This is a genomic window from Ottowia sp. VDI28, from assembly GCF_049532675.1.
Lineage (GTDB): Bacteria > Pseudomonadota > Gammaproteobacteria > Burkholderiales > Burkholderiaceae_C > Ottowia.
In genome coordinates this window covers 921,010-946,006 of the sequence record NZ_CP149820.1, presented here as the reverse complement: position 1 = coordinate 946,006, position 24,997 = coordinate 921,010, and the positions used below count along the sequence as shown (strand labels likewise).

General features: G+C 61.4%; 24 protein-coding genes and 1 tRNA gene. 8 read left to right on the top strand and 17 right to left on the bottom strand.

All coding sequences use genetic code 11. From position 1 onward, the window contains the following. Positions 1–21 precede the first annotated feature (21 nt). The gene (locus tag WJU18_RS04420) at positions 22–999 is read left to right on the top strand and encodes a Bug family tripartite tricarboxylate transporter substrate binding protein (RefSeq protein WP_423458929.1); all 978 of its coding nucleotides are present in this window, start codon (positions 22–24) and stop codon (positions 997–999) included. Positions 1,000–1,026: 27 nt separating this feature from the next. Here the strand turns inward: WJU18_RS04420 and WJU18_RS04415 are convergent, their stop codons facing one another. Then, the gene (locus WJU18_RS04415; RefSeq protein ID WP_423458928.1) at positions 1,027–1,704 is read right to left on the bottom strand and encodes a GntR family transcriptional regulator; all 678 of its coding nucleotides are present in this window, start codon (positions 1,702–1,704) and stop codon (positions 1,027–1,029) included. Between the two features lie 253 nt (positions 1,705–1,957). Here WJU18_RS04415 and WJU18_RS04410 point away from each other — a divergent pair, with 253 nt between their 5' ends. Next, the gene (locus WJU18_RS04410; RefSeq protein WP_423458927.1) at positions 1,958–2,644 is read left to right on the top strand and encodes a TetR/AcrR family transcriptional regulator; all 687 of its coding nucleotides are present in this window, start codon (positions 1,958–1,960) and stop codon (positions 2,642–2,644) included. A gap of 27 nt (positions 2,645–2,671) precedes the next feature. Here the strand turns inward: WJU18_RS04410 and WJU18_RS04405 are convergent, their stop codons facing one another. The 10 genes from WJU18_RS04405 to WJU18_RS04360 all read right to left on the bottom strand — a co-directional run bounded on the left by WJU18_RS04405 (position 2,672) and on the right by WJU18_RS04360 (position 11,955). After that, complete coding sequence (locus WJU18_RS04405; protein ID WP_423458926.1) at positions 2,672–3,292, bottom strand: N-carbamoylsarcosine amidohydrolase; 621 nt, start codon at positions 3,290–3,292, stop codon at positions 2,672–2,674. Beyond that, positions 3,285–4,367 carry a 2,5-dihydroxypyridine 5,6-dioxygenase gene (locus WJU18_RS04400; protein ID WP_423458925.1) on the bottom strand — a complete coding sequence of 361 codons (1,083 nt, stop codon included), beginning with the start codon at positions 4,365–4,367 and terminating at the stop codon, positions 3,285–3,287. Before WJU18_RS04400 ends, WJU18_RS04405 begins: the two co-directional genes overlap by 8 nt. Positions 4,368–4,391: 24 nt before the next feature. After that, entirely contained in the window at positions 4,392–5,216 is an 825-nt protein-coding gene (locus tag WJU18_RS04395) for an alpha/beta fold hydrolase (protein WP_423458924.1), read from the bottom strand. After that, a complete protein-coding gene (locus WJU18_RS04390; protein WP_423458923.1) occupies positions 5,213–5,992 on the bottom strand; it encodes a maleate cis-trans isomerase family protein in 780 nt (259 codons plus the stop codon). The genes WJU18_RS04395 and WJU18_RS04390 overlap by 4 nt, the downstream gene beginning before the upstream one ends. A gap of 15 nt (positions 5,993–6,007) precedes the next feature. Further along, positions 6,008–7,243 (bottom strand): FAD-dependent monooxygenase, encoded by a 1,236-nt coding sequence (locus WJU18_RS04385; RefSeq protein WP_423458922.1) that lies wholly within the window; start codon positions 7,241–7,243, stop codon positions 6,008–6,010. Between the two features lie 120 nt (positions 7,244–7,363). After that, positions 7,364–8,107 carry an ABC transporter ATP-binding protein gene (locus WJU18_RS04380; protein WP_423460932.1) on the bottom strand — a complete coding sequence of 248 codons (744 nt, stop codon included), beginning with the start codon at positions 8,105–8,107 and terminating at the stop codon, positions 7,364–7,366. A gap of 20 nt (positions 8,108–8,127) precedes the next feature. Further along, entirely contained in the window at positions 8,128–8,928 is an 801-nt protein-coding gene (locus WJU18_RS04375) for an ABC transporter ATP-binding protein (RefSeq protein ID WP_423458921.1), read from the bottom strand. Then, the gene (locus tag WJU18_RS04370) at positions 8,925–9,917 is read right to left on the bottom strand and encodes a branched-chain amino acid ABC transporter permease (RefSeq protein WP_423458920.1); all 993 of its coding nucleotides are present in this window, start codon (positions 9,915–9,917) and stop codon (positions 8,925–8,927) included. Before WJU18_RS04370 ends, WJU18_RS04375 begins: the two co-directional genes overlap by 4 nt. Beyond that, positions 9,914–10,786 (bottom strand): branched-chain amino acid ABC transporter permease, encoded by an 873-nt coding sequence (locus tag WJU18_RS04365; RefSeq protein ID WP_423458919.1) that lies wholly within the window; start codon positions 10,784–10,786, stop codon positions 9,914–9,916. Before WJU18_RS04365 ends, WJU18_RS04370 begins: the two co-directional genes overlap by 4 nt. Positions 10,787–10,821: 35 nt before the next feature. Next, the gene (locus WJU18_RS04360) at positions 10,822–11,955 is read right to left on the bottom strand and encodes an ABC transporter substrate-binding protein (protein WP_423458918.1); all 1,134 of its coding nucleotides are present in this window, start codon (positions 11,953–11,955) and stop codon (positions 10,822–10,824) included. Between the two features lie 846 nt (positions 11,956–12,801). Here WJU18_RS04360 and WJU18_RS04355 point away from each other — a divergent pair. Together WJU18_RS04355 and WJU18_RS04350 are read left to right on the top strand one after the other, a co-directional pair. After that, on the top strand, positions 12,802–13,068 hold the full coding sequence (locus tag WJU18_RS04355) for a helix-turn-helix transcriptional regulator (protein ID WP_423458917.1): 267 nt from the start codon (positions 12,802–12,804) through the stop codon (positions 13,066–13,068). Positions 13,069–13,071: 3 nt separating this feature from the next. Beyond that, positions 13,072–14,424, top strand: coding sequence for a type II toxin-antitoxin system HipA family toxin (locus WJU18_RS04350; RefSeq protein WP_423458916.1), 1,353 nt, complete (start codon positions 13,072–13,074; stop codon positions 14,422–14,424). Between the two features lie 294 nt (positions 14,425–14,718). Here the strand turns inward: WJU18_RS04350 and WJU18_RS04345 are convergent. From WJU18_RS04345 to WJU18_RS04320, 6 genes are all read right to left on the bottom strand, one after another. Next, positions 14,719–14,794: transfer RNA gene (locus WJU18_RS04345), tRNA-Phe, on the bottom strand. A gap of 37 nt (positions 14,795–14,831) precedes the next feature. Then, complete coding sequence (locus WJU18_RS04340) at positions 14,832–15,539, bottom strand: response regulator (RefSeq protein ID WP_423458915.1); 708 nt, start codon at positions 15,537–15,539, stop codon at positions 14,832–14,834. Positions 15,540–15,574: 35 nt separating this feature from the next. Then, the gene (locus WJU18_RS04335) at positions 15,575–17,896 is read right to left on the bottom strand and encodes an ATP-binding protein (RefSeq protein WP_423458914.1); all 2,322 of its coding nucleotides are present in this window, start codon (positions 17,894–17,896) and stop codon (positions 15,575–15,577) included. Next, positions 17,893–18,465 carry a DUF4390 domain-containing protein gene (locus WJU18_RS04330; protein ID WP_423458913.1) on the bottom strand — a complete coding sequence of 191 codons (573 nt, stop codon included), beginning with the start codon at positions 18,463–18,465 and terminating at the stop codon, positions 17,893–17,895. Before WJU18_RS04330 ends, WJU18_RS04335 begins: the two co-directional genes overlap by 4 nt. Before the next feature lie 225 nt (positions 18,466–18,690). Continuing rightward, on the bottom strand, positions 18,691–19,413 hold the full coding sequence (locus tag WJU18_RS04325; RefSeq protein WP_423458912.1) for a GntR family transcriptional regulator: 723 nt from the start codon (positions 19,411–19,413) through the stop codon (positions 18,691–18,693). After that, on the bottom strand, positions 19,413–19,634 hold the full coding sequence (locus tag WJU18_RS04320) for an acetyl-CoA carboxylase biotin carboxyl carrier protein subunit (protein ID WP_423458911.1): 222 nt from the start codon (positions 19,632–19,634) through the stop codon (positions 19,413–19,415). Before WJU18_RS04320 ends, WJU18_RS04325 begins: the two co-directional genes overlap by 1 nt. Positions 19,635–19,724: 90 nt before the next feature. Here WJU18_RS04320 and WJU18_RS04315 point away from each other — a divergent pair, with 90 nt between their 5' ends. The 4 genes from WJU18_RS04315 to WJU18_RS04300 are packed head-to-tail and all read left to right on the top strand — an operon-like array spanning position 19,725 to position 24,983. Further along, positions 19,725–20,699: a Bug family tripartite tricarboxylate transporter substrate binding protein gene (locus WJU18_RS04315; RefSeq protein WP_423458910.1), complete on the top strand. Its 975-nt coding sequence runs from the start codon at positions 19,725–19,727 to the stop codon at positions 20,697–20,699. Between the two features lie 8 nt (positions 20,700–20,707). Beyond that, positions 20,708–22,141: an acetyl-CoA carboxylase biotin carboxylase subunit gene (gene accC / locus WJU18_RS04310; protein ID WP_423458909.1), complete on the top strand. Its 1,434-nt coding sequence runs from the start codon at positions 20,708–20,710 to the stop codon at positions 22,139–22,141. A gap of 16 nt (positions 22,142–22,157) precedes the next feature. Then, positions 22,158–23,381 (top strand): CaiB/BaiF CoA transferase family protein, encoded by a 1,224-nt coding sequence (locus tag WJU18_RS04305; RefSeq protein WP_423458908.1) that lies wholly within the window; start codon positions 22,158–22,160, stop codon positions 23,379–23,381. A gap of 51 nt (positions 23,382–23,432) precedes the next feature. Next, positions 23,433–24,983 (top strand): acyl-CoA carboxylase subunit beta, encoded by a 1,551-nt coding sequence (locus WJU18_RS04300; RefSeq protein ID WP_423458907.1) that lies wholly within the window; start codon positions 23,433–23,435, stop codon positions 24,981–24,983. Positions 24,984–24,997 lie beyond the last annotated feature (14 nt).

The following is a 24,997-nucleotide window of genomic DNA, read 5'->3' as shown; positions in this document are numbered from 1 at the left end:
CGCGCCGTTCAAGGAGACAACATGCAGAAGAGATCGCTATTGAAATTGATGGCCAGCGCCGCCTGTGCCGCCTTTCCGCTGGCTCATGCCTATGCCGAGTCCTGGCCCGCCAAGCCAATGACTCTGGTCGTACCGTGGCCGGCCGGCGGAGGGACCGACGTGATTGCACGTACGGTCGCGACCAAGTTGCAGGAAAGACTCGGCCACCCCTTCGTCATCGAGAATCGCCCAGGCGCATCCGGCATCATCGGCACCGAGCTTGTGGCACGAGCTCCCGCGGACGGCTATACGTTCGTGCTCGGGGTGACGAACACTCACGCCATCAACGCCACATTCTTCAAGCAACTTCGCTACGACCCGAAGCGAGACTTCGAGCCCGTTGCCCTTCTAGCCACCGGCCCGCATGTCGTGCTAGTTAACACCGCTACTCCGGTCAAAAATCTCGCGGAGTTCGTTGCATATGGCCAGCAAAGCAAAACACCGCTTAGCTACGCCTCATATGGCAACGGGAGCACCGCGCACCTGATCGCGGCGCTTTTTCAGGCACGCAACAAGCTGGACATGGTGCATGTGCCCTACAAGGGGATTCCTCCGGCAATTGCCGACCTCATGGGCAACCAGGTATCGATGCTCGTTTCGACCACCGGTGCGGCGCTGCCACAGATCAAGGCAGGAAAGTTGCGTGCGATCGCGGTGATTGATGCGCAACGCATGCCGCAATTGCCTGACGTGCCTACGATGTCAGAACAAGGCTACCCGGATGCCGACTACACGCACTGGTACGGTGTCTTCGCGCCCGCCAAGACACCAAGCGCCATTGTCAACCGGTTGGCCAGCGAGATTCAGTCCGTGCTGGCGATTCCACAAGTCCAAAAGACCTTCGCCGACGCGGGTGTGACTGCAAACTTCAAGAACCCCGAGGCGTTCCGCCAATTTGTCGGCACGGAGATTGAACGCTGGGGCAAATTGGTCGAGCTGTCTGGTGTTCGCGGCGACTAGCCCTTGACGCCTACGATCGGTACCGTTTCATAGTTGATGGATTTTCAAGCGTTCGAGCAGCTGGGCCATTGTCACGGTCCAGTTGTCTCGCTGTCCCGCATGGATCTGACGGGCCAGATCGGGGCGGCCTTTACGAATCGCATCGACGAGAGCGCCGTGGTTCGCCACAGAGGACAAGGGTTTGTCACGCAGATGCAGTGTGAATAGCCGTACGCGATGCGACTGTGCAAACAGCAGATGTGCAACCTTCGCCAATCTCCGGTTTCCGCAGAAGTCGACCAGTCGTGCGTGGAACATCTCGTCCGCGTCGGCCCAAGCATCGAGATCGTCTGCCTTCAAAGCCGCTGCCATCTTGTCAACCGTTTCCTGAAGCGCCTTGACCTCTGCTGAATTTGGCTTCTTCTGCGCGAGGAGTTCGGCCGCCACTGTTTCGAGCGGTGACAGTACTTGGTAGATTTCTCGGATGTCCTCCATGGTGATGGGTATCACCCGATAACCGTGACGAGGAATCGGTTCTACCAGGCCTTCCGACTCAAGGCGTGCAAGTGCCTCTCGGACGGGCGTCCGGCTAAGGCCGAGGTCCGCTGCGATCGCATCTTCCAGAAGCTGGCTTCCCCCTGAAAGCTGATTGCGCAAAATGCGCGACCTCAACGTGACATAAACAGTGTCGGCTGCTCGGAGCGGCGGTTCCTTGGGAGGCGTCATCCCGACATTCTAAGTCTCAGCGAATACACAAACGTATACGTGCGCTAAATATTGCATGGACAAGAACCCGAGGCAACGACAAGGCGATCCGACGAGAAACGCTGCCCCAGCGACGTTCGACTTGCCGAGTACGGCATCCAATCTCGACGCAATCCTGCAGACAATCGTAGTTCGAGCGCTACATCGCAAGTGCTTTGCATCTCGATAGGGAGCACTGCCCCTATACTCACTTATTGGTCAAGCGATTAATTACATGAAGACGACGGGTACCGCCAGCCGCACCGCCACCAAGCGGGTGAAACAGAGGAAACCTGGCCGGCCAGAGGGAACCAGCGCGGTCCGCGACGAGATCATGGACGCGGCCGAAGCGCAATTCGCCAAACTGGGCTATGCCGGCACCACGCTGCGAGAGATTGCCGCCGCCACCAATGTGACGCAGGCGCTGATCAGCTACTACTTCGGCTCGAAGTACGGGTTGTTTGAGGAGACCTTCCTTCGCCGCGGACAGATCATCTCCAAGCAACGCGTGGACCTGCTGGAAGCGCTGCTGGACAAGGGCAAGCCCACGGTGCGTGAGATCGTGCATGCATTTCTCTCGCCCACGCTGGCTCTGCGCTCCACGCCACAGGGCCGCTCCTTTCTGCGCCTGCAGGCCCGCCTGCACACCGAACCACCCGAAATCTCGTACAAAGTACGTACGGACGCCTATGGATCCTCCACGCAGCGCTATGTGGAGGCCTTTCGTCTGGCCTTGCCGCAGTTGGGCGAACTGGATGCCTACTGGCGCGTCACGTTGATGGTCGGTACGTATCTCTACGCGTTCTCGGACACGCACCGCATGGAAGAAATGACGCCCAAGGGCCTGTACGACGCAGAGGACACCGAAGCGCTGATCGATCAGGTCACGCGCTTCGTGGTGGGCGGCTTTCAGGCGCCCTGAAGGCGCCTTGGCAGCTCTGCCCTCGGGCTAGGCTGGCAGCTGACCAAGGAGGGCCTGCAAGCTCATCACGTCGGCGTACTTTTGCCGCATGTCAAACAAGCTTGCCTCATGCGGACCGATGGCACGGTCGCCCACGCAGTCCTCGACCACGACCGGACGAAAACCCCAGCACATGGCGTCGACAACGCTCGCGCGCACGCAACCGCTGGTCACGCAGCCGGCCACCAGCAACGTGCGAACGCCGCGCTGGGTGAGCCAGGGGGCAAGGTCAGTGGCGAAGAAAGCCGAAGGCACGTTCTTGCGCACCACCCGCTCGCCGGCCGCAGGCGCGAGCGCGTCCACAATGGCACTGGCCGGCGAGTGCTCCTTAAGGCTCAGCATGCCGGGCACCTTGGCACTGAAGATGTTGGCGTCGCTGTCATCGTCGGCATAGACGATGCGGCTGTGTGCCACCGGCCAGCCGCGCTCGCGCGCGACGGCCAGCAAGCCAACGGTGCGGTCGATAGCACCCGGGATGTTTCCGCCGCCAAAGGTGCCGGGATCGGCAAAGCCGTTCACGAAGTCCACGATCAGCAGACCAACGGGGGGCTGAACGCCAAGGCCGGCACCAAAACCCTGCTGCTGGTAGACCTGCGACTCGTCACGCATGGGCCGCCTCCTTGTGCGCCGCGAGCTTAGCCGGCTTCATCAACGACTCCACCACCTTCCCGTCATCCACCACCTGCAGGCCATCGACGAAGACATTGCAGTGCCGCATCGGAATATCGATGTGGCAAGCGGTGGTACGGCTGCCGCCGGCCTCGTTGTTGGGGCCCAGCGAGAACAGGAAGTTGCCGCTGACGGCGCGCGCGTCCATGCCCAGCGTGGCTTCGCGATCGTACAAGCCCAGCGTGGACCAAAAGGCCCGCTTCTGCAGACCCCAGCCCACGTGCGAAATGGCATAGGCCTCGGGATCCTGGAAAGACTCGATGTACTCGCGCAGCAGCTCGGCTTCGGCGTCACCCTCGATCGCGGTCACAAAGCCGTTCTTTACCGTGAGCGTGATCGGCTCTGTCACATAGTTCTTCATGGGCAGCAGCACGTCACCCTTGGCCAGCACAATGCGGCCATGTGCCCCGCCCTCATTGGGCCAAGTGAAGGCGAAGCCGCTGGGCCAGTGGTCCCAACGGCCAGGCTGATCGACGAAACCGTATTCAGCGGTGATCGGGTACTCACCCAGCGGCAGATGCAGGTCGGTACCGGCCGCGGAGGTCACGTGCATCTCGCGCCTGCCCTTGAGCAAGGCCACGCCAGCCTGCACGCGATGGTAGTCCTCCATGGTGGGTACCAGGCGGGCCAGCACTTCGGGCGGCTCCACGGCCAGCAGGATCTTCGTGCCCGAGGCTAGGATCTCGTGCTGCTCGGGCGAGAACAGCAGCGTCATCAGGTCCAGCACCAGGTCGCTGGCCTTGAGCGCCGCGATGGCAGCGCGATTGCCTGTAAGCGGCGTGGTGCCTAGATAGGCGAGCGTGTCCCTGCTGAGAGACTTCTCCCCGTTGACCGGCGGCAGGTCCAACCGGCTCACGCAGGCGCCCAGCATGGTGGCGGCAGTGATTGCGCAACGCAATGTCTGTGGATGAGTGTGATCGCTCGTCAGCACAGTGACGGCGTCACCGCTCTTGAGCTTGGAAAGAGTCAGCACCTGTGTCCAGGCACGGATGAGTTCAGTGTCGCTGATGGCCATGTCAATCTCCGATGTTGAATAGATTCAATCCAGCGTCTGGCCGAGGAAGTCACCGAAAGCTCGATGGAAGCCTTCCTCGTTGTCCCAGGGAATCATGTGGCCGGCCCCGGCCACACGATCCTCGCGCAGGCCGGGCACCAGCCCGCGGATCTCGGCCAACTCCTCCTCGCGGATCACGTCGCCGCGCTCGGCGCTCATCAGCATCAGCGGCACCGCGATGCGCGGCAGGTCGGCATGGATGTCATCGGTCTGGAAGGCCTCGAAGCTGGTCACAATGGCCCGTTCATCGCAGGTGTGCAGCCATTGAGCGCGCAGGCGCAGTTGCTCCTCGTTCCAGGTGGGACAAAACTCCCGCATCTGGTCCTGGCTGATGCCGTGGCGCGCCATGCGAATCGAATCGACGTACCAGGGCAACTTGGCCGGATAGGCCCGGCGGCCTGGGCCGGAGACGGGCGGATCGACTGCGACCACACGTGTGAGGCCGGTTGGCCACTTCGAAGCCGCGCGTATGGCGATGCGACCGCCCATCGAATGGCCGACGAAGGCATAGCCACCCAGGCCCAACGCTGCGCAGAAGGCATTGAGGTCGGCCGCCTGCGCATCGAGGCTGTAATCCAGCGTATCGGACGCTTCGCTCAGACCTCGGCCGCGCACGTCGAGCACATAAGTGTCAAAGTGGCGCCCGAAGCGCTCAGCCACGAAGCCCCAGGTGACGGCCGGGCTGGTGATGCCCGGAATAAGGACGACCGCATTGCGCCCCGTCCGTGCACCGGAATCGCCACCATAACGCAGGTAGTGCTGACGGATGCCGTTGGCATGCACCTGTGCGCCGTAGAGAAAGTGACTCATGCCTGCGCTCCCTTCGAGTACGCGCCCGAGAGCAGCGCACCTGCTCCCGGCACCACCTGCTCCAGGCCCAGCGCGCCGAGCATCGCGTAGGTGGTGGCCACCGCTGCGGTGACCACCGGCTTGCCGGTGGCCGCCTCCACCTGTGCGATGGCCGGCAACGACGGCATCTGTACGCAAGCCGAAAGCACGATCGCATCCACGTCCGAGGTCTTCATGCCGGCCACGATGGCCGGCAGCTTCGCCGGGTCGTGGCGGCCAACCTCCAGGTTGTCGGGAATCTCCAGCGCACGCCAATCGGCCACCTCGAAGCCCTCGTGCTCGATGTAGTCGATCACCAGCTTCGTCAGCGGCACCATGTATGGCGCAACCAGCGCGATGCGCTTGACACCCATCACCTTGAGCGCATCGACCAGCGCACCAGCGCTTGTGATGACTGGCGCCTCGCCGTGGTTGCTGACGGTAGCGCGGCTCAGGCGCGACTGCGACTGCCGGTGGTAACCGCGGCCCATGGCCATGATGGCCACCAGGCAAGCATATCCCAGGACGTCCACCCGTGCGTCGCTCAGTTCCAGCGCGCAGCGGTCGGATTCGGCATCCATGGCCGCCAGCTCTTCCTTGTTGACGTGCTTCATCCGCATGCGCGCGGAGTGGAAGGTGAAACGCTCGGGCCGCACCTGCTCGCGCAGGCGCAACATGGCGGGGATCTCGGTCTCCATCGTGGTGTTGGAGCTAGGCACGATCTGCCCGATACGAAATTGAGTCTTCCTGCTTGTCATCTCTGATCTCCTTGCTCAGGCGACGGCTGCTTCGGCGCTTTCATCAAAGCGCTTGACGCAGGCGGTGGCGTCGTATGAATAGACCCACTCGGCCTTGATGCCGACGGCGTTCGGGTCCCTGGCCTGGGCTCTCTGGAATTCCTCGTCGCGCTTTTTCTGCTCTTCGGGCGTAGAGAGGTGGTAAGTGCGGCCGCGTTCGCGAGCCTCCAACTGCACGCGTGCGGTACGCGGGCGGCGCTCGGCCTCGTAGGCCCGCAAGGCGCCGTCGAGATTGCCGTCGAAGTGCGACAACGCTGCGGCCAAGACGTAGGCGTCCTCGATGGCCATGGCGGCACCCTGGGACAGGAAAGGCAGCATCGGATGCGCCGCATCGCCCAACAACGTCACGCAACCTTGCGACCACTGTGCCATCGGGTCCCGGTCGAACAGGCCCCACTTGAAGATTTGCTGAGCATCGGTCTTCTCGAAAAGGCGAATGATGTTCTCGTGCCATCCCTCATAGGCGGCCAGCAGTTCCTCACGCGTGCTCGGCTCGGTCCACGACTCGGTCACCCAGTCGGCGCTCTCATTGACGGCAACGATGTTCACCGCCGCCCCGCCTTTGACGTAGTAAGTGACGATGTGGGCCTTGGGGCCCATCCAGAAGGATGCGTCCGGACTCACGAATGGCAAGGGGTGTTGCTCTACCGGCACCAGCGCGCGCCAGCACATGTGGCCGGTGTATTGCGAGGCGGTCTTGCCCCACAAGGAGTCGCGCACCGCCGAATGAATACCGTCGGCGCCCACAATCAAATCAGCCTCGAACTGACTTCCGTCGCTGAAGTGCGCGATGGCTTGGCCTGCGTTCTGGGTGACACCCGTGCACGAGACATTGAAACGCACGCGGTCTGCCGGGATGCCCTCGGACAATATGGCATGGAGATCCGCGCGATGCACATGCCAGAAGTCGGCACCGAATAGACGCGGGCACACCTCGCGCAACGGTGTGTGGAAAAGCTCGCGTGCGTCGTCCCAGTTGCGTCCGACCATGGCCCGGGGCAAAAAGCCGATGCGCGCCAATGCATCGCCCAAGCCCAGCGCACGCAGCACCTTCGCCGCATTGGGCGTCATCTGCACCCCCGCGCCAATCTCACCAAACGCACTCGCGCGCTCGAACACATGGGCATCAATACCACGCAAGCGCAGCGCCTGGGCAAGGGCCACGCCACCGATGCCGCCACCAACGATGCCGATTTTCAATGTCTTGTTCATGTCTTTTCTACTCCTTGATCTGGTGGGCCGGCGCCAAGACCTTCCCCTTTGTTAAACAGTTGTTCAATTAATCGATGGAGACAAAAAGAGGGTGCGCGCAGGCACCCTCTTTTGTCAGGCTCAACCGCCGAGGTAGGCGCTGAGCAACTCCGGATCATCGAGCAGGCCGGCCGCATCACGCTCAGCCACCACGCGCCCGGTCTCATAGACGTAGGCCCGTGTGGCCACCGAAAGCGCGTTATGCACGTTCTGCTCGACCAGCATCACCGTCACGCCGTGAGCGTTGATCTCGCGAACGAACTCGAACACCTCCTCGGCCATGCGCGGACTCAGGCCCAGGCTGGGCTCGTCCAACAGCAGCAGACGCGGCTCGGACATGAGCGCGCGGCCGATGGCCAGCATCTGCTGCTCGCCGCCGCTCAGCGTGCCTGCGAGTTGCTTGTGCCGCTCCTTCAGCCGTGGGAAGCGCTCGTAGACCAGGCCCATGCGGCGCTCGATCTCGCCCTTGGACTTGCACAGGTATGCGCCCATCGACAGGTTTTCATCCACCGTCATGGTTGGCCACACGTGCCTCTCTTCCGGCGACTGGGCGATACCCTGCGCCACCACTCGATCTGCCGAGAGGCCGCCAATGCTTTGGCCTTGAAAGAAGATGTCGCCGCGCGTGGGCTTGAGCAGGCCCGAGATGGCGCGCAGCGTCGTGCTCTTGCCCGCGCCGTTGGTACCGATGAGCGCCACCACTTCACCCGGCATCACGCTCAGGTTCACGCCATGCAGCGCTGCCGTCTTACCGTAGCTCACGTGCAAGTCGCGCAACTCCAGCACAGGCGAGCCGGTCTCGCCAGCCAGGGGGCTTGCACCCATCTCATGGGTCATCACTGCACTCATGCCTTCTTTCCTCCACCACCCAGGTAGGCCTCGACCACCCGGCTATCGGCTTGCACCTGCGCAGGTGTGCCCTCGACCAGCTTCTGGCCGAAATGCATCACGACCACCCGATCGGAGACGCCCATGACCAGGCTCATGTTGTGCTCCACGATCAGGATCGACTGGACCAACGTGCCGCGCAGCGTCTTGAGGATCTCGCCAAACTGGCGGGCCTCCTGGCTGTTGAGGCCGGCCGCGGGCTCATCGAGCATCAGGATTTCAGGCTTGGACGCGAGAGCCAGGGCCACTTCGAGCAGGCGCAGTTCGCCGCACGACAACACCGCGGCCGATGTATCCATGCGATGAGCCAAGCCCATCGTGTGAACGATGCGCTGCGCACTCTCTCGTACGGCCTCTTCGGTTTCTCGCACCTCTCGGCCCGGGAAAAAAGTGCGCCACAGAGACTGGCGCGCCTCCATATAGTGACCGGTCAGCACGTTTTCGAACACGGTGAGCGACTTCAGAATGTTGGTCTTCTGAAAGCTGCGCACGATGCCCATGCGGGCCATGTGATAGGGCTTTCTCCCCGTCACGTCGATGCCCGCGAAGCGCACTTGCCCTGCGCTGGGCGTGTAGAAGCCCGTGATCAGGTTGAAGCACGTGGTTTTGCCTGCGCCGTTGGGGCCGATGAGGCCGACGATCTCGCCCGGGTGGACATCAAAGCTGACATCCTTGACCGCATGGATGCCGCCAAAGGACTTGCCCAAGCCCCGCACCTCCAGTGCGCGCGGCGTGTTCATGGCGTGAGTGGCGCTCATGCTGCTCTCCTCTCTGCCTTGGGCGATGCGGCGAGCTTGGGCGATGCGGCCTTGCGCGATTCGCGCCATTGCACCACAAAGCCCATCAGGCCACGCGGCAGGAAGAGCACGATCGCGATCACGGCCAGACCGAAGATCGACAGCCGCAACTCCTTGGCCTCGCGCAGGTACTCCTCCAGGAAGGTCACCAACAGGGCACCGATCAGCGGTCCCACCAGCGTGCCCTTGCCGCCGATGAGCACCATGATGATCATGCTCACCATGAACGCGAAGCGGAACACTTCTGGTCCGACAAAGGAGATGTAGTGGGCATAGAAACCGCCCGCCATGCCCGAGAGCAGCGCACCAAGCACCAGCGCCAGCATCGAGTAGCTCAGCGGCCGGATACCGATGGATTGGGCCACGTAGCGGTTCTCCCGCACCGCCACCGCGGCGCGGCCTGCATTGGAATGCACGAAGCGGAAGCTGAGGTAGAGCGTGATCGCCAGCAACACCCAGGCCACCGCATAGTAGAACTGCTTGGCGCCCAGGTTACCTGCATCGCCCAGCAACGCTGGTTGCGCAATGCCGGCGATCCCCATGGGGCCATTGGTAAGACCAATCCAGTTGTCGGCCACCAAGCGCAGCACCTCGGCGAAGGAGAGCGTCACAATCACGAAGAACGGCCCCTGCAGCCGCAGCGTCACGCCGCCAATGACCACGCCCACCAGCGCAGCCAGCAAGCCCGCCACCGGCATGGTGGCCCACATCGGCCAACCGTACTGCGTGGAAAGGATGGCCGCCGTATAAGCGCCAGTCCCCAGAAAAGCCGTATGGCCAAGCGAGAATTCCCCCACGTAGCCGACCACCAGATTCAAGCTGCTGGCCAACACGGCGTAGAACAGCACCATGATGGCGATGTGCAGCACGTATTGGTCGCGCACCACCAGTGGCATCAGCGCGGCCACCGCCATCAGGATCACAAGACAGTGTTTCTCGAATTTCATCATGCGCGCTCCGCCCGCTTGGAAAAGAGACCGTAGGGCCGGAAGACCAGCGTGAGGATCACCAGCGCGAAACCGACGATGTCGACCCAGCCAGTGGCCACGTAACCGCCCCACAGCGCCTCAACCACGCCCAGCAGCAGTCCGCCGGCGATGGCTCCCGCGAAGCTGCCCATGCCGCCCAGGATCACCACCACGAAAGCCTTCATGCTGACCAGCCCGCCGACGGCCACCTGCGCTGAATAGATCGAGCCGAGCAGCATGCCGGCCATGGAAGCGATCACCGTCCCCATGGCGAAAGTGGCTGCATACACGTTGGCAGTGCGAACGCCCACAAGCTGTGCGGCCATCGGGTCCTGGAAAGTGGCGCGCATCGCGCAGCCCAGGCGTGTCTTGTGAATCACCAACCAGGCAGCTACGATCAACAGGGCGCACACGACCACCGCGAACACGCGCAGCTTCGTCAGCACCACCGGACCGAAGAACATCGGGCCAGCGGAAATTGGCGCCTCGACCTTCAGCGGCGCGGTGCCCACCGCCAGCAAGGCCGTATTGGCCAGGAAGATCGACAGCCCAATGGTCAGCAGGATGCCAGGCTCCTCGCCCTGATCGCGGATGCGCTCGATCAGGAAGCGGTCGACCAGCCAGCCGAAGGCACCCATCACCAGCGCCACGAGGACCAGACCACTGAAGAAGTCCAGTCCCAGGCGAGTGGTCGCCCACCAGCCCATCACGCCGCCGAGCATGTAGAGCTCGCCGTGAGCGAAATTGACCACTCGCATCAAGCCGAGGATCAGGGTCAGTCCCAGCGCCGAGAGCGCATAGAACGACCCCGTCACCAACCCGTTGGCAAGGTACTGCGAAAGTAGTTCCATCGTGGAAATTCCTGCTTCGCTATCTCGTCAGGGCTTCAAGGCTTCTCGGTGGCCGCCTGCGCGACCACGTTCGGCTCGCGCTTGCTGATCTTCACCAACACCACGTCGAAGCCGTAGCCCTCGCCCTTGTCGGTGAAGCGGTAGCGGCCGTTGGGCGCGGCGTAGTCAGTCTTGCGCAGGGCATCGCGGATGGCCTCAGGCTCGGCCTTGCCGGCGCGCTGCACGGCGTCCAGCATGATGTTCATCGCGTTGTAGCCGGCGGCGCCGTACTTGCCGGGCTTCTCCTTGTAAGCCTTGACGTACTGTTCGACGAAGGCCTTGTTGCGCTCGTTCGAGAGGCTCGACGCATAGGGCACCGCGGCGTAGATACCTTCGGACGCATCGCCCGTCAGGCCGATGAAGTCCGCAGTGGCCCATGAGCCCACACCGAAAATCTTGGTCGTCAGTCCAAACTCCTTGAACTGCTTGACCAGAATCGAGCCGTCCTGCGTCTCAGCGGCCACGAACACCCCGTCGGCCTTGCTGGCGCGCAGCTTGGTCAGCAGCGTGTAGAAGTCGGTCGCGCCGTGGTCGAAATACTCCTTCATCACGGTCTTGACGCCCAGCGCCTCGAGGTCCTTGGAGAAGTCTTCCACACCGCCGCGGCCCCAGTCGTCGTTCACCCCGATATAAGCCACCGTCTTGAGCTGCAGCTTGTCCGCCAGGATTTTGCTGAAGGTCTTGGACATGAGCCGGTCGGTTTCGGCGGAACGGAAGAAGTACTGCATCCCCTTCTCCGTCAAATCGGCCTTGGAGGACACGCCAGTGACGAACGGCACCTTGTACTTCTCGGCCACCGGCATCACGGCCGCCGTAGCCGAACTGCAGAAGGCACCCTGCAGTGCCACCACCTTATCGCGCTGCACCAGCTTTTCAGCAGCATTCACCGAGTTGGCAGGGCGGCATTGCCCGTCCTCGATCACCAATTCAACCTTGCGGCCGAGCACCCCGCCAGCCGCGTTGCGCCGCTCGACAGCGAGCTTGGCACCATTGACCGACGCCAGGCCGTTGTAGGCCACCGAGCCAGTGAGAGGCTCGATCACGCCGATCTTCACCGTCTCCTGCGCGCTGGCCAGCGCCGACACAGCGAGGAGGCCCGTGAGGGACAGCACTTGAGACCACTTGTTCATTTCATTCTCCAGGTGAGGACAAACCCAAACCCGGCACACGGATCGACTCAGCATCCGCGCACCAGCACTAATAAATTAAACGACCAATTAATTAATGCGCGAAGGATAACCCTCTCGGATCAATCTCGTGCTGGGGTTAACCCGCAAAATTAATTGAACAACTGATCAGCAATTTTGATGCCAACATTGAACGGGCTGGGATCGGGGTATACGCACCATGGCGTGGCATTTCGCCCCAAGTGGTGCACCGTCTCAGATCACGCGCGCCATCAATGGGGCACTCATCGTGCATCGACACATGCCAGAGCGCCGTCTTGATCCAGGACTTGTCTTAGTGGCGGCGAGGCGTCTGAATTGCTTGTTTGCCGGATCACTTCATCAAGCCACCAAGCGCTTACCACTGGCAATTGTGTGCTAGGCTTTAGCAAGCAACTAGTGTCTGGATTAGTGCTTGGAATTGTCCGAGCCCTTTAGCCATGGAAAAAGCATGAGGTCGATTCACATACTTGCAGCAGTCAGTACTGTCGTCTCGATCGGCCTGCTCTTCCTCGGTGCTTCGACAGCCGCCGGCGTCGTCATCGCGTTGAGTATCGTCGTCGAGCTCATTGGCTCCATCCTTATCGGAAAGCAGTCCAACGAGGGTACTGAGTAAAAAGCTCGAATCCATCTGGCTTTTCATCCGCTACTTGCGCGCGAAGTTGGGCATACGTCCGCGGGGGGATCCGCGTTCGCCATGACGTGCCATCACATGTAAGCGATATCGTGCGGCCCATTTTACAAGTCATCATTTGTAAAATTAAATTACTGCCTATAATAAGTAAACCATCAATACAAATCAGGATTTGTATGTCTGGATTCACCGTGCGCACAGCCGATCAGTTGCCCACCCTTCTCCAAGCCTTTCGCAAGGAAGCCGGCCTGACGCAGAGCGAAGCGGCGTTACGTCTTGGCATAACTCAGCAAACCTATTCAGCGCTGGAGCGCAACGCCGAGAACGTCGGGGCCGCGCGTCTGCTGAAACTGCTCAGCATTCTTGGTGTGGAGATGGTGCTCGGCAAACCCACCCCTGCATCGGCATCGGGCAAAGCTGACACCAACACACCAAGTTGGTAAACGATGGGGCGCCGCTCACACAAGCGCTCGCTCGGACTCTGGATGAATGGCGTCTTTGTCGGCACCTGGAGTCTGGCTCCGAACACACCCGACACGCTGCAATACGATCCCACCTGGGCCCTCTCTGAGCAAGGACGGCCCTTGTCCCTGTCCCTGCCCTTCACCCCAGGCAATGCGCCTCATCGGGGCGACAAGGTTCGAGCGTATTTCGAGAACCTGCTGCCTGACAGCAAGGATATTCGCGAGCGAATCGCACGCCGCTACCAGACCGGCAGCGTCGACGCCTTCGACCTCTTGGCCGAAATTGGCCGCGACTGCGTAGGCGCACTGGAAACCCTGCCCCAAGGCCAAGCCCCCGCGGATCTCATGCCCGTGCAGGCCGATCCGTTGAGCGAGGCCCAGGTCGCGGAAGTCTTGCGTGGTGCCACGACACCCAATACCTTGGGCCTAGCGGCCAGCGATGACTTGCGTATTTCCATCGCGGGTGCCCAGGAAAAAACGGCATTGCTCCATTGGGACGGGCAGTGGTGCATGCCTCGGGAAAGAACACCCACCACGCACATTTTCAAATTGCCCCTGGGGCTCATCGGGGGCATGAAGATCGACATGCGGGACTCCGTCGAGAACGAATGGCTGTGTTCGTTGATCCTGCGGGAATTCGGTCTGCCCGTAGCGGCCTGCGCACCCGTGCAGTTCGAGGATATGAAGGCCCTGGCGGTCGAACGCTTCGACCGTATGTGGTGGCACAGTCCGGCGGGCGACCGCCGTCTCGTCCGCCTCCCACAAGAGGATATGTGCCAGGCGACCGGTACACCTCCGGCCTTGAAGTACGAAGCCGATGGTGGCCCCGGCATGGACCGCATTCTGAGCGTGCTCGAAGGCTCAATGACGCGAGAACAGGACCAACGTACCTTCTTTCAGGCGCAAGTACTGTTTTGGATGCTGTGCGCGACAGACGGCCACGCGAAGAACTTCAGCTTGTTCCTACGGCCAGGCGGGCGCTACCAACTTACACCGCTCTACGATGTGCTGTCGGCCTATCCGGTACTTGGCAAGGGATCTTCGACGATTTCGCCATTCAAAGCCAAGATGGCCATGGCAGTGCGCTCGAAGAACGCGCACTGGAAAATGCGGGACATCCTGCGCCGACATTGGCTCGCCTTGGGCGCCCGTCATGGCATCGTGACCGAGGACGGCCGGCAGGCTCAATTCATTCTGGATGACCTAGTTGCGCGAACACCTGGAGTGATCGCCGCAGTGCAGGCACGGTTACCCGCGAACTTTCCTGAACAAGTCGCCGACAGCATTCTGGGTGGCATGCAAGAAGCGGCAGACAGGCTCGCTGGTCAGTGCTGAGCTTGGGATTCCCAGCGATGAATGCGCCCAAGCCACAAAGTAAACGGTAGGTCTCTGCCGCCGACTCGAAGGGAGCACGCAATGAAGCGCAAAACAGAAGACTGAGCCCGGGTCTACAGGCGAGTGGGGATCAACGGTACTTTTCGGACTGCGAACACCAGGGGTATAAATCAATGACCGCTTTAAAGAATAGTGCCCGTGGTCGGCTTAGAGTTAGAAACAGTCACTTTGGAAGCCCCTTGATCCAAAAACAGCAACGCCCCAGAACCCTTTCGAGTGCTGAGGCGTCATATTTGGTGGCCTGGGGCGGAATCGAACCACCGACACGCGGATTTTCAATCCGCTGCTCTACCAACTGAGCTACCGGGCCAGAGAAGCTCGTATTCTAGCATCAACTTTCGCCGTTTTTAGCTGGCGGATGCATTTCCTCTACGGCCTCGTGAAAGATCGACGCCAAGCTGCTTCAGCTTGCGGTACAGATGGGTGCGCTCCAGCCCCGTTTTCTCGGCGACGCGCGTCATGGAGCCACCTTCTTTGGCCAGATGGAACTCGAAGTACGCCTTCTCGAAAGCATCGCGCGCGTCGCGCAAGGGCTTGTCGAGTTCGAAGGTCTGCTGTCCTTGCGGGCTCAGGTCTACCGCGCTGGGCAGCGGGTGGCCGCCAGTCATGGCGACTTCCACGGTCAGTTCCGCAGCCGCCAGGGTATTGGCGGGAGCATCGATACCGTCGGGCGCCTGCTTGCGTCCGGCACCTTCCCGGGCCAAACCCTGCTCGACGGCCTTCAAAAGCTTTTGCAGCGTGATCGGCTTTTCAAGGAACGACTGCGCGCCGATGCGCGTGGCTTCCACGGCCGTATCGATGGTGGCGTGGCCGCTCATCATGATGACGGGCATGGTGAGCAAGCCGGTGCCGCGCCATTCCTTGAGCAAGGTGACGCCGTCGGTATCCGGCATCCAGATGTCCAGCAGAACGAGATCCGGCCGGGCGCGCTGACGCGCCGCGCGCGCCTGTGCAGCGTTTTCGGCAAGCTCGACAGTATGACCCTCGTCGTTCAGGATCTCGGAGAGCAGATCCCGAATGCCGAGTTCATCGTCCACCACCAGAATGTTGGCCATGTGAAGTGTGGTTTCCTCTTCCTATATGCAGGATTTTAAGTGCGCTCCCCAGAAGGGGATGGTTCGAATGATAACGATACTTGCGCACCGACCACTTGGCCGTCCACAATCCGGTTGGATACGTCGAGCCGCGCGCCATGCTCCTCGGCAATTTTCTTGACGACTGGCAGGCCCAGACCAGTGCCCTTGGCCTTGGTGGTCACGTAGGGTTCGAAGGCACGCTTCAGGATGGCTTCAGGGAAACCATGGCCATGATCGATCACGCTCATGCGGACCCGATGTGCCGATGCCATCCACTGGGTTCTGATCACCACGCCAGCATCGCTCTTCTCCTGTGCACCTGCCTGCGGCTCGGTGGCATCAAGCGCGTTCTGAACCAGATTGTGAATGACTTGCCGCAGTTGCTGCGCATCACCCATGATGCGCGGGCACTGGGGATCGCAATCAAAGCGCAATGGCACGGGGCTTTCGGTTTTGCCGTCGTCGCCCACCGCGCCGTAAAGGTGCAGCACTTCATGGATCAGCTCGTTCAAATCAAGCGGCTTCAAGTCTGCGGCAGGCAGGCGCGCGTAGTCGCGGAATTCGTTCACCAGCCGCTTCATCGCATCGACCTGATCGACGATGGTCTTGACGGCCTTGGTCAGCAAGGCTTGTTCTGTTTCCGGCAGCTTGCCTGATAACTTGAATTCGAGCCGTTCGGCGGAAAGCTGGATGGGAGTCAGCGGGTTCTTGATTTCATGGGCAAGGCGCCTGGCCACTTCGCCCCAGGCCTGTGCGCGCTGGGCTGAAACGATTTCCGAGATGTCGTCGAACACCAGCAGGCGCAAGCCATCAGGCAGCGCTGCGCCACGCGCCACCAGCGTCACCGCGTCAGAGCTGATGCCGCTCGCGTTGCCGTACAACTCGAACGATTTCTGCCAGTGATCCAGCCCGTGCTCGGCGCGTTCGCCTTCGAATTCGCCAAACTGATCCTGCACAGCGCTGGCAAAATTTTCCAGGCCGGGCAGCGCACCCAGGGGCTTGCCGCCACTGGCGGCGAGCGGCGCCCGCAAAATGCGCGTGGCGCCAGGGTTGGAGGACTGCACCACGCCCTCCCGGTCCAGCACGATGACGCCGGCCGTCAGGTTGTCGAGGATGGTCTGCAGGCTGGCACGGCCAGCCTCCACCTCGCGCATGCTCGAATCCACCGCGGCCCGGGCATCGGCAAGCTGCTGCGTCATGTTGGCGAACGATCTGGTCAGGCCCACCAGTTCGTCGCGGCCGGGCAGCACAAGTTTGGGGGTCAGATCCCCCGCCGCGACCTGGCGCACGCCGTCGGCAATCATCAGCAGCGGTGTGGCCAGTTGTTTGCCCAGCAGCACGGCCATCAGAACAGCCCCGAACACCACGAGGAACAGGCTCAAGGTCAGCGTGGCGATGTACATGCGCCGCAACCCCTCACGGCCCAGGGCGCGTTCCTGGTACTCCCGGTAAGCCTGTTGCACCGCCAACGCGTTGCTCACCAGCCCCGCAGGCAACGGCACGACCGCTTGCAGGTATCGTTGCTCGTCAAACAAGCCCAATGAGCGGGCATTGAGCGCCGTCACCGCCCGGATGCGGACCGAGCTGCCGGGCGCATCCAACCCGGCAGCCGCCGCTTCGTCGATCCCCTCGATCAAGGTGGCCACCCCTTGCGCGCGGGCCTGGCGCAGCATCTGAGCAGGAGGTCGTTCAGGATTGAGATCGAAGCGGGACTGCCCGGCGCTGGCGATCAGGCGGCCCGAACTGTTCCACAGGGTGGCATCCACGGCGCCCAGCTGCACGCGCAACTGCTCCAGCGGCACGGCGGCCAATGAATCGGGCGAGCTGGCCAGTTGCGAGGAGCCCCCGCGAAGCTGGGCGCCAAAATCACGCGCCTGGGTTTCCAGCGATGTACGCGCCAGATTGAGGCCAGCATCCAGCGCACCCTCCACCTTGACGTCGAACCATGACTCTATGGAGCGCGATACGAACTGGTAAGACACCACGTAGATCAGCAAGCCCGGCAGCACCCCCACCAGCGCGAAAATCGCCGCCAGCTTGATCAGCAGCCGGCTGCCGAACTTGCCCCTTCGCAGACGCGAAATAAGGCGGTAGATCCCCCAGATGATCACCAATGCCAGTACACCGGCCACCACCATGTTCACGACGAACAGCTTGGCGTAGTAACGCTCGTACAGCAGCCGGTTGTTGGTGGCCTGCACCAGCAGGAAGACCAAGGTCAGGCCGATACAGATGATGGCGGCGATGGCCAGGCGCAGCGACCACTGCGCCAGCTTCTTGCGCGGGCTCAGGGCGGGCGCATCCGCGTGCAGCTCACCGCGCGCCGGCTCGCTCACTTGCCGGTCTCCCGTGTCAGGTCGATCCGGCGTTCAACCGAGATGTGCCAGTCAGACTGCCCCACCGCCCCGAGCTGGAAGGTCCTGGGTAGTTGGGACGAATCCAGGTAAAAACGAAAACGCAGCGTCTGCCGGGCATCGACATCCAGATCGGAAGCGTCGGCGATTTTCCATTGCGAAATACGCTGTACCGCGGCCATGGCATCCGACAACTGATCGTAGTACTGGCCGAAGTTGACGCCTAGCCCGGCATTGGAAAGCGGCTCCGATGAACTGGCAAAACGCCAACGACGAGTAAGAGGCTGATAGGACACCCGCATGTAGCGCCGCGCAGAGGCTACCTGTGCGTCAGACCAATACCAGCGTTCACGGACGATGTCCGCCTCGGCGATGAAATAGACAGGGATGCCCTTGTACAGAGCCTCTTCTACCGGCTGAGACAGATCAAATTTCAGCTGGGTGGACAGATAAAGGCCGTCTTGAGCCCTTTCCGCGCGCAATTCCGTCAAGGTGACGGGGGTTTCCGCGCGGGCGACCATAGCCAACGGCCACAGCAGTACGAAAGCCATGATGAGGCGGCTGAGCCAGCCGCGCTTGCAGCAATATACGAATGAAACCGTTGTCACAATCCGCATTGTCGCCAAGGGAACGGGCATCGATTCCTTTCAAGGCCAATAAACCCCAGGCTCAGAGTACAAGAACGGTTCACTGTTGTGTGCAACAAACGTCCCCCTGAGACCAAATGGTGCAGAAAACCTGCAAAGACGGAGGTCCCGCCTTATGCCGGCCGCAGATCAAGCAAGGCCGCTTTCCAGCAGGTGCACCGCTTCACGGCGCGAATCGTCAACCAGTTTTTCCATTGCGCGCCCCGCTACATCGCCCTCCCCAGCCAGCAATGCATCAAAGAGTATGCGCCAGGTTCGGGCAGACTCCTGCCGCCGAACAGGCTCATGGAGGGCTAGCCGAGTGTAGCGCCAGCTCTGGCGGGCAAGCGATCTCATGATTTCGGCCAGGCGCTCGTTGTCGGAAGCCTTGGCCATGCCCAAGGCCAACTCCACACTGGCCGCCACATAGGCTGCCCCTCCATCCGGTACCAGGGCGAGCCGCTCGAGCGTCTCGACGGCCGGGGCGAAGCGTGTGACCACCGTTTGCGGCATGGTGGCAAGCCGGCGCACCATGGCGCCGGCCAGCAGCATCCGTATCTGGAAGATGTCGTTGACTTCCTTGGTTGAAAGCTTTGTGACGTGCGCCCCCTTGTTCGCAAGCACACGAACCACGGAATCCCGCTCCAGAATACGCAGCGCTTCCCTGACAGGGCCTCGGCTGACACCGAACAATTCAGCCAGAGCTTCTTCGCGGATTCGCTCGCCGGGCTCGTAGTGCCCGGCGACTATGTCCGAATAAATGCGCTCCGCGATCTGCTCAGGCAATGTGCGTAAGGCAGATCGAATCTCCCGCCCTTCATCCACAGGATGAAGATCGTGCTCTTGCATGTAGGGGGCAGCCGTTGGTCTCATTAACTCTCGATGACAGCCAACTCCTGGCCTTCTTTGACGGCTTCGCCTTCGGCGACCAGGATCTTCACGATCCGGCCGCCATCGGGCGCGAGCACGGGGATCTCCATTTTCATCGACTCTAGCACCATGATCGCCGCGTCAGCTTCCAGAACGTCACCCACTACCGACTGAATTTTCCAAACGCTTCCGGTGACTTCAGAGCAAATTTTTTCAATGGCCATTTAGATCTCCTTGTTGAAATGGATAAAACGGAATATAGTCTACATTCAGATTGTTAACAATCTGAATGTAGACTAATAAGGAGACATTTGATGCGAAAAACCCGATTCGATTCATGGGGCCGCTGCCTGACAGCAGCCATGCTGTGTTTTGCAGGTATGGCGGCCTCGGCCGCGCAGGAAGATTGGCCAACGCGGCCTGTGAAGCTGGTCGTGCCTTATGCAGCAGGCGGCACAACGGATCTCATCGCCAGAAAGCTCAGCGAGCGTCTTTCGCGCGACTTGGGGCAGCCTTTCCTCGTGGAAAACAAGCCGGGTGCTGCCACCAGCATCGGCGCTCAATCCGTCGCTCAGGCCAAGCCCGATGGCAACACCATTCTTCTCGGAAGCATCTTCCAGGTGCTCAACCACGTGTTTGGCCCCGAACCGGGGTTCGACATGTTCAAGGCCCTCGAGCCTGTGAGCCTCGTGGCCGACATGCCCTTCGTGCTCGCCGCCAATCCACGTACTCCCTACAACAACGGCAGTGAACTTGTCGCGGCCGCGAAGGCAGCGCCAAGGAAGCTGTCAGTCTCGCATGCGCAGCTCGATCTGTCGCTGGAGTTGCTCAACAAGAAAGCCGAGATGGAGCTGCTTCTCATTCCCTACAAGGGCGGCGGACCAGCCACCACGGATGCCATCTCCGGGCAAGTGGACATGGTGTATGCCCTTGTTCCCGTGTTGCTGCCCCACATTCAGGCTGGCAAGCTCAAACCGCTGGCGGTGACTTCGGCGGCACGTTTCGAAGGATTGCCGAACGTGCCCACTTTTGTCGAAAGCGGTGCCAACTTCGAGATGACCATGTGGTATGGCCTGTTCATGCCGGCAGGTACGCCCAAGCCCATCGTCGACAAGCTGGCTCAGGTGACCAAAACCATCATGACCAGCCCCTCCATGGTAGAGGCCATTCGCACGGCAGGTGCCAATCCCAGGCATAACACCCCAGCCGAATTCCGCGCGCAACTGGCCAAAGAACAGGCTTCCTGGCAGGGCGTCGCGAAGGCCATGCCGCAACTGGTCCAGAAGTGAGGTCATCCATGCCGTCTCAGTCTGCTGTATCTGGCCACTCTATTCGCCGGGTCTTCGTGGCCAATCGAGGGGAAATCGCTGTCCGTGTCATCCGTGCATGCCAGGCGCTGGGCATCGAATCAGTGGCCGGTGTGTCGGAGGCAGATCGCGAATCTCTCGCGGCTCGGATCGCCGACGCCGTGGAACTCATCGGGCCAGCTCCCGCCAGCGAAAGCTATCTGCATATCGAACGCATCATCGCCGCAGCCCGGCGCAGCGATTGCGATGCGCTCCATCCCGGTTATGGTTTCCTGTCCGAGCGACCGGCACTGGCACGCGCCTGCACCAGCGCGGGCATTGTGTTCATCGGTCCGTCGCCGGAAGCGATCGAGCTGATGGGCGACAAGATCACCGCGGTGAAACTGGCAGAGGCCGCCGGCGTGCCCCGCGTCCCGGGATCCGGCGCGCTGGCCAGCGCAGCGCAGGCCATTGAACTCGCGCAAGACATCGGGTACCCCGTGCTGATGAAAGCCACCGCGGGTGGCGGAGGCCGCGGCATGCGCATCGTGCGCGATGAATCCGAACTTCCTGCCGCCATGGAGTCGGCCTCTGCCGAAGCCCAGGCGGCGTTCGGTGACGGGACGTTGTATCTCGAGAAATTCATCGAACATGCACGCCACATCGAAATACAGGTGCTGGGAGACCAGTTCGGCAGCGTGGTTCACCTAGGCGAACGCGAATGCTCCACACAGCGCCGCCATCAAAAGCTGATCGAGGAGTCCCCCTCTCCGGTGGTCACACAAAAGCTGCGTGAGGAAATGGGCAGGTGTGCCGTGCAATTGGCGCGCAACGTTGGATACACAAGCGCGGGAACGGTCGAGTTCGTACTCGATGAGGCCGCAGGCCGCTTCTATTTTCTGGAAATGAACACGCGCATCCAAGTGGAGCACCCTGTCACCGAACTGGTGACTGGAATCGATCTCGTGGCAGAGCAAATCCGGGTTGCACAGGGGCTTCCCTTGTCGTTCGCGCAGGAAGGCGTCACATTGCAGGGCCATGCGATCGAGTGCCGCATCAACGCGGAAGATTTCAACAAGAACTTCCTGCCGAAGCCAGGCTTGATTACGAACTGGGTCTCGCCAGAAGGTATCGGCGTCAGGCTTGATTCGCACTGCTATCCAGGCTACGCGGTGCCACCGAACTATGACTCGCTATTGGCCAAGTTGATCGTGCATGCGCCAGACCGCTCGACTGCGATCGAGCGCATGCGAGAAGCGTTGGCAAGTCTCCGTATCGAAGGAATTCCCAGCACGATCCCGTTCCATCAGGAAGTGCTTCAAGACCCCGCGTTCATTGAGGCGCGCGTCACGACGCGCTGGGTGGAGCAGCGCTTTCTTCCGGATCGCAAAGCCCGCCTGCGAGCCGAGGCGGAAGCCGCCAAGGCAGCGGCCACCGAAGCATAGATTCAGGAGAAGGAAATTGAAAGAAAGTGAACGCCCTGCCGCCTTCGGCCCCTTAGCCGGATATCGCGTGCTGGAACTGGGATCGACCGTGGCAGGGCCCTTCTGCGGCCGGCTGATGGCGGACTTCGGTGCAGAGGTCATCAAGGTCGAGCCCATGGAGGGTGACGCGGTGCGCACGATGGGAAAGCGCTACGAAGGGGAATCGCTCTACGCCGCCAGCATCCTGCGCAACAAGTCCCTGGTTGCACTGGATCTTCGGAGCCCGGAAGGCCGCGACATCGTGCGTCAGCTCGTCAGGCAATGCGACGTGCTGGTGGAAAACTTCCGGCCTGGTGCCCTGGAGAAGTGGGAACTGGGTTATGAGGAGTTGTCGGAGATCAACCCCAGGCTGGTGATGGTGCGTATCAGCGGTTTCGGCCAGACAGGCCCCTACCGCGAGCGGCCCGGTTATGGGGTGATCGGCGAAGCAGTCGGCGGACTGCGCCATGTGACGGGAGATCCGGATCGGCCCCCCACGCGCGCGGCCGTTTCTCTCACCGACTACTTCACGGGGCTCTACGCCGCCTATGGCGCGGTGATGGCCTTGCTGGAGCGGCAGAGCACAGGAAAGGGCCAATGCGTCGACGCGGCGCTTTATGAGTGTGCCTTCAGCTTCATGGAACCACATATTCCTGCGTATGAAAAGCTGGGCTATATCGCCAACCGGGCCGGCTCGCGGCTCCCGGACAGCACACCGAACAATCTCTACCCCACCCGCGATGGGTCCCATATTCATATCACTGCCATGGGCGAAGCAGTGTTCCGCCGGCTGGCGGCGGCGATGGGACGTCCCGAATTGATGGAACAGCCTGAATATGCGTCCGCGCGTGCCAGATCCGAGCACCATGAGGATCTGGATCGGCTGATCTCCGAATGGACAGCAGCGCATGATCTCAGCGATCTCGAATTGCTTCTGCAGAAGGCAGCGGTTCCAGCCACTCGCATCTACACGATGGCCGACATCTTCGCCGACGGGCATTTCAAGGATCGTCAGATGCTTGTCGAGGTGCCGCACGAGGCACTGCAGCAGGTGACGATGGCCGGTGTGGTTCCCAAGCTCTCACGCACGCCCGGACAGTTGCGGCAAGCAGGGGGCTCGGTGGGAAGAGACACCAGGCGCATCTTGACGGAGCTGGCCGGCCTGGATGCGGCCAGCGTTCAGCGGCTTCAAGAAAGCGGCATCGTCAATTGCGCCTCCTGATTCAAACGAGGCAAGCACGGACCATCAAGCAAAAAAGGACAAGGAAAGCAAATGTTGGATGTAAAGATGAGCGCTGCGGAGGAACTGCAAGCGGAATTTGAAAAGCGCCAGGCGTTGGCGATGGCCATGGGGGGAGAAGCCAAGCTGGCTGAGCGCAAAGCGGCTGGCGTGCTGAATGCGCGCGAGCGCATCGAAAAGCTGGTTGATCCAGGCAGCTTCATCGAATCCGGGCTCTTCGCCACGTCGGTGGTTGAGTCCATGCGGGACCGCTCGGCAGGCGATGGCAAGGTCGTCGGCTATGCTCGCATCGATGATCGCGACGTGGCCGTGGTCTCGAACGATTTCACGGTCATGGGCGCCTCCAGCAGCGCCACCAACGCGAAGAAAATCAGCCACATGAAGCGCACGGCCACCTCGCGCGGCCTTCCACTGATCTTCCTGGGCGAGTCGTCCGGTGCGCGGATGCCCGACACCATGGGCGCACGCGGGATGGGCACCATGCTGGGCAGCGATCCCACCCAGTACATGCGTTTTCGTGAAACACCCTGGGCAGGCGCGGTGCTGGGGTACTGCTATGGTTCCTCGACCTGGTACACCGGCTTCTGTGATTTCAGCGTCATGCGCAAAGGCGCGATCATGGCCGTCTCCAGTCCTCGCCTGGTTTCCATGGCAGTCAAGGAGCAGATCGATCCTGAGGAGATCGGTGGCTGGAAGCTGCACTCGGATATGACCGGCCTCGTCGACATGGTGGTGGATACGGACGAAGAGGCCCTTGAGGCAATCAAGCGTTACCTGGCGTACATGCCCAGCCACCACAACGAGGCGCCCCCAGTGGCAACTGTGCCGGAAGGCTCTGGCGAGGGCATGAGCAAGATCCTGGATCTCGTGCCGGTGAACCGGACTCAGGTGTATGACATGCGCAAGGTGGTCAAGACCATCTTCGACAAGGACAGTGTTTTCGAGATGAAACCGCGCTTCGGCAAAGTGGCGGTCACGGCCCTCGCGAAACTGGACGGGCACACGGTGGGCGTCATCGCGAACAATCCTCTGCACAAGGGCGGTGCGCTGGACACGGACGCCTGCGAAAAGATCACCAGCTTCATCGTGATGTGCGATTCGTTCAATATCCCCCTGGTGCTGCTGGTAGACACACCCGGGTTCATGATCGGCGTGGATGCGGAACGAAAGCGGGCGCCGGGGAAAATCATGAATTTCATGACAGCCCTGCAGTTGGTGACCGTCCCGAAGATCTCGATCATCCTGAGGAAGAGCTATGGGCAGGCTTACCTGAACATGGGAGGGGGGCGCAACTCCGACGAAGTCGCCGCATGGCCGACGGCGGAAGTGAGTTTCATGACCCCGAGCTTCGCCGTCAACATCGTGCACGGCCTCAACCCCGGCGATCCGGGCTTCGAGGAAAAGCTAGCCGAAATGGAAAAAGGAAACAACGTCTACGACATCGCTTCCATCTATGGGGTGCAGAACGTGATCCTTCCGCACCAGACCCGGGACTACCTCATCAGGACACTACAGGTACACCGCCTCCGCCTCTCCGGCGGTGTCGGCAAGCACCTGATGCAGACTTGGCCGTCCACCTATTGAAGACCTTGAGCGGC

What these genes read in the sequence shown, in the direction of transcription:
- WJU18_RS04420 (WP_423458929.1), top strand. Translation starts at nt 22, where the DNA reads ATGCAGAAGAGATCGCTATTGAAATTGATGGCCAGCGCCGCCTGTGCC.
- WJU18_RS04415 (WP_423458928.1), bottom strand. Translation starts at nt 1,704, where the DNA reads ATGACGCCTCCCAAGGAACCGCCGCTCCGAGCAGCCGACACTGTTTAT.
- WJU18_RS04410 (WP_423458927.1), top strand. Translation starts at nt 1,958, where the DNA reads ATGAAGACGACGGGTACCGCCAGCCGCACCGCCACCAAGCGGGTGAAA.
- WJU18_RS04405 (WP_423458926.1), bottom strand. Translation starts at nt 3,292, where the DNA reads ATGCGTGACGAGTCGCAGGTCTACCAGCAGCAGGGTTTTGGTGCCGGC.
- WJU18_RS04400 (WP_423458925.1), bottom strand. Translation starts at nt 4,367, where the DNA reads ATGGCCATCAGCGACACTGAACTCATCCGTGCCTGGACACAGGTGCTG.
- WJU18_RS04395 (WP_423458924.1), bottom strand. Translation starts at nt 5,216, where the DNA reads ATGAGTCACTTTCTCTACGGCGCACAGGTGCATGCCAACGGCATCCGT.
- WJU18_RS04390 (WP_423458923.1), bottom strand. Translation starts at nt 5,992, where the DNA reads ATGACAAGCAGGAAGACTCAATTTCGTATCGGGCAGATCGTGCCTAGC.
- WJU18_RS04385 (WP_423458922.1), bottom strand. Translation starts at nt 7,243, where the DNA reads ATGAACAAGACATTGAAAATCGGCATCGTTGGTGGCGGCATCGGTGGC.
- WJU18_RS04380 (WP_423460932.1), bottom strand. Translation starts at nt 8,107, where the DNA reads ATGGGTGCAAGCCCCCTGGCTGGCGAGACCGGCTCGCCTGTGCTGGAG.
- WJU18_RS04375 (WP_423458921.1), bottom strand. Translation starts at nt 8,928, where the DNA reads ATGAGCGCCACTCACGCCATGAACACGCCGCGCGCACTGGAGGTGCGG.
- WJU18_RS04370 (WP_423458920.1), bottom strand. Translation starts at nt 9,917, where the DNA reads ATGATGAAATTCGAGAAACACTGTCTTGTGATCCTGATGGCGGTGGCC.
- WJU18_RS04365 (WP_423458919.1), bottom strand. Translation starts at nt 10,786, where the DNA reads ATGGAACTACTTTCGCAGTACCTTGCCAACGGGTTGGTGACGGGGTCG.
- WJU18_RS04360 (WP_423458918.1), bottom strand. Translation starts at nt 11,955, where the DNA reads ATGAACAAGTGGTCTCAAGTGCTGTCCCTCACGGGCCTCCTCGCTGTG.
- WJU18_RS04355 (WP_423458917.1), top strand. Translation starts at nt 12,802, where the DNA reads ATGTCTGGATTCACCGTGCGCACAGCCGATCAGTTGCCCACCCTTCTC.
- WJU18_RS04350 (WP_423458916.1), top strand. Translation starts at nt 13,072, where the DNA reads ATGGGGCGCCGCTCACACAAGCGCTCGCTCGGACTCTGGATGAATGGC.
- WJU18_RS04340 (WP_423458915.1), bottom strand. Translation starts at nt 15,539, where the DNA reads ATGGCCAACATTCTGGTGGTGGACGATGAACTCGGCATTCGGGATCTG.
- WJU18_RS04330 (WP_423458913.1), bottom strand. Translation starts at nt 18,465, where the DNA reads ATGGCTTTCGTACTGCTGTGGCCGTTGGCTATGGTCGCCCGCGCGGAA.
- WJU18_RS04325 (WP_423458912.1), bottom strand. Translation starts at nt 19,413, where the DNA reads ATGAGACCAACGGCTGCCCCCTACATGCAAGAGCACGATCTTCATCCT.
- WJU18_RS04320 (WP_423458911.1), bottom strand. Translation starts at nt 19,634, where the DNA reads ATGGCCATTGAAAAAATTTGCTCTGAAGTCACCGGAAGCGTTTGGAAA.
- WJU18_RS04315 (WP_423458910.1), top strand. Translation starts at nt 19,725, where the DNA reads ATGCGAAAAACCCGATTCGATTCATGGGGCCGCTGCCTGACAGCAGCC.
- accC (WP_423458909.1), top strand. Translation starts at nt 20,708, where the DNA reads ATGCCGTCTCAGTCTGCTGTATCTGGCCACTCTATTCGCCGGGTCTTC.
- WJU18_RS04300 (WP_423458907.1), top strand. Translation starts at nt 23,433, where the DNA reads ATGTTGGATGTAAAGATGAGCGCTGCGGAGGAACTGCAAGCGGAATTT.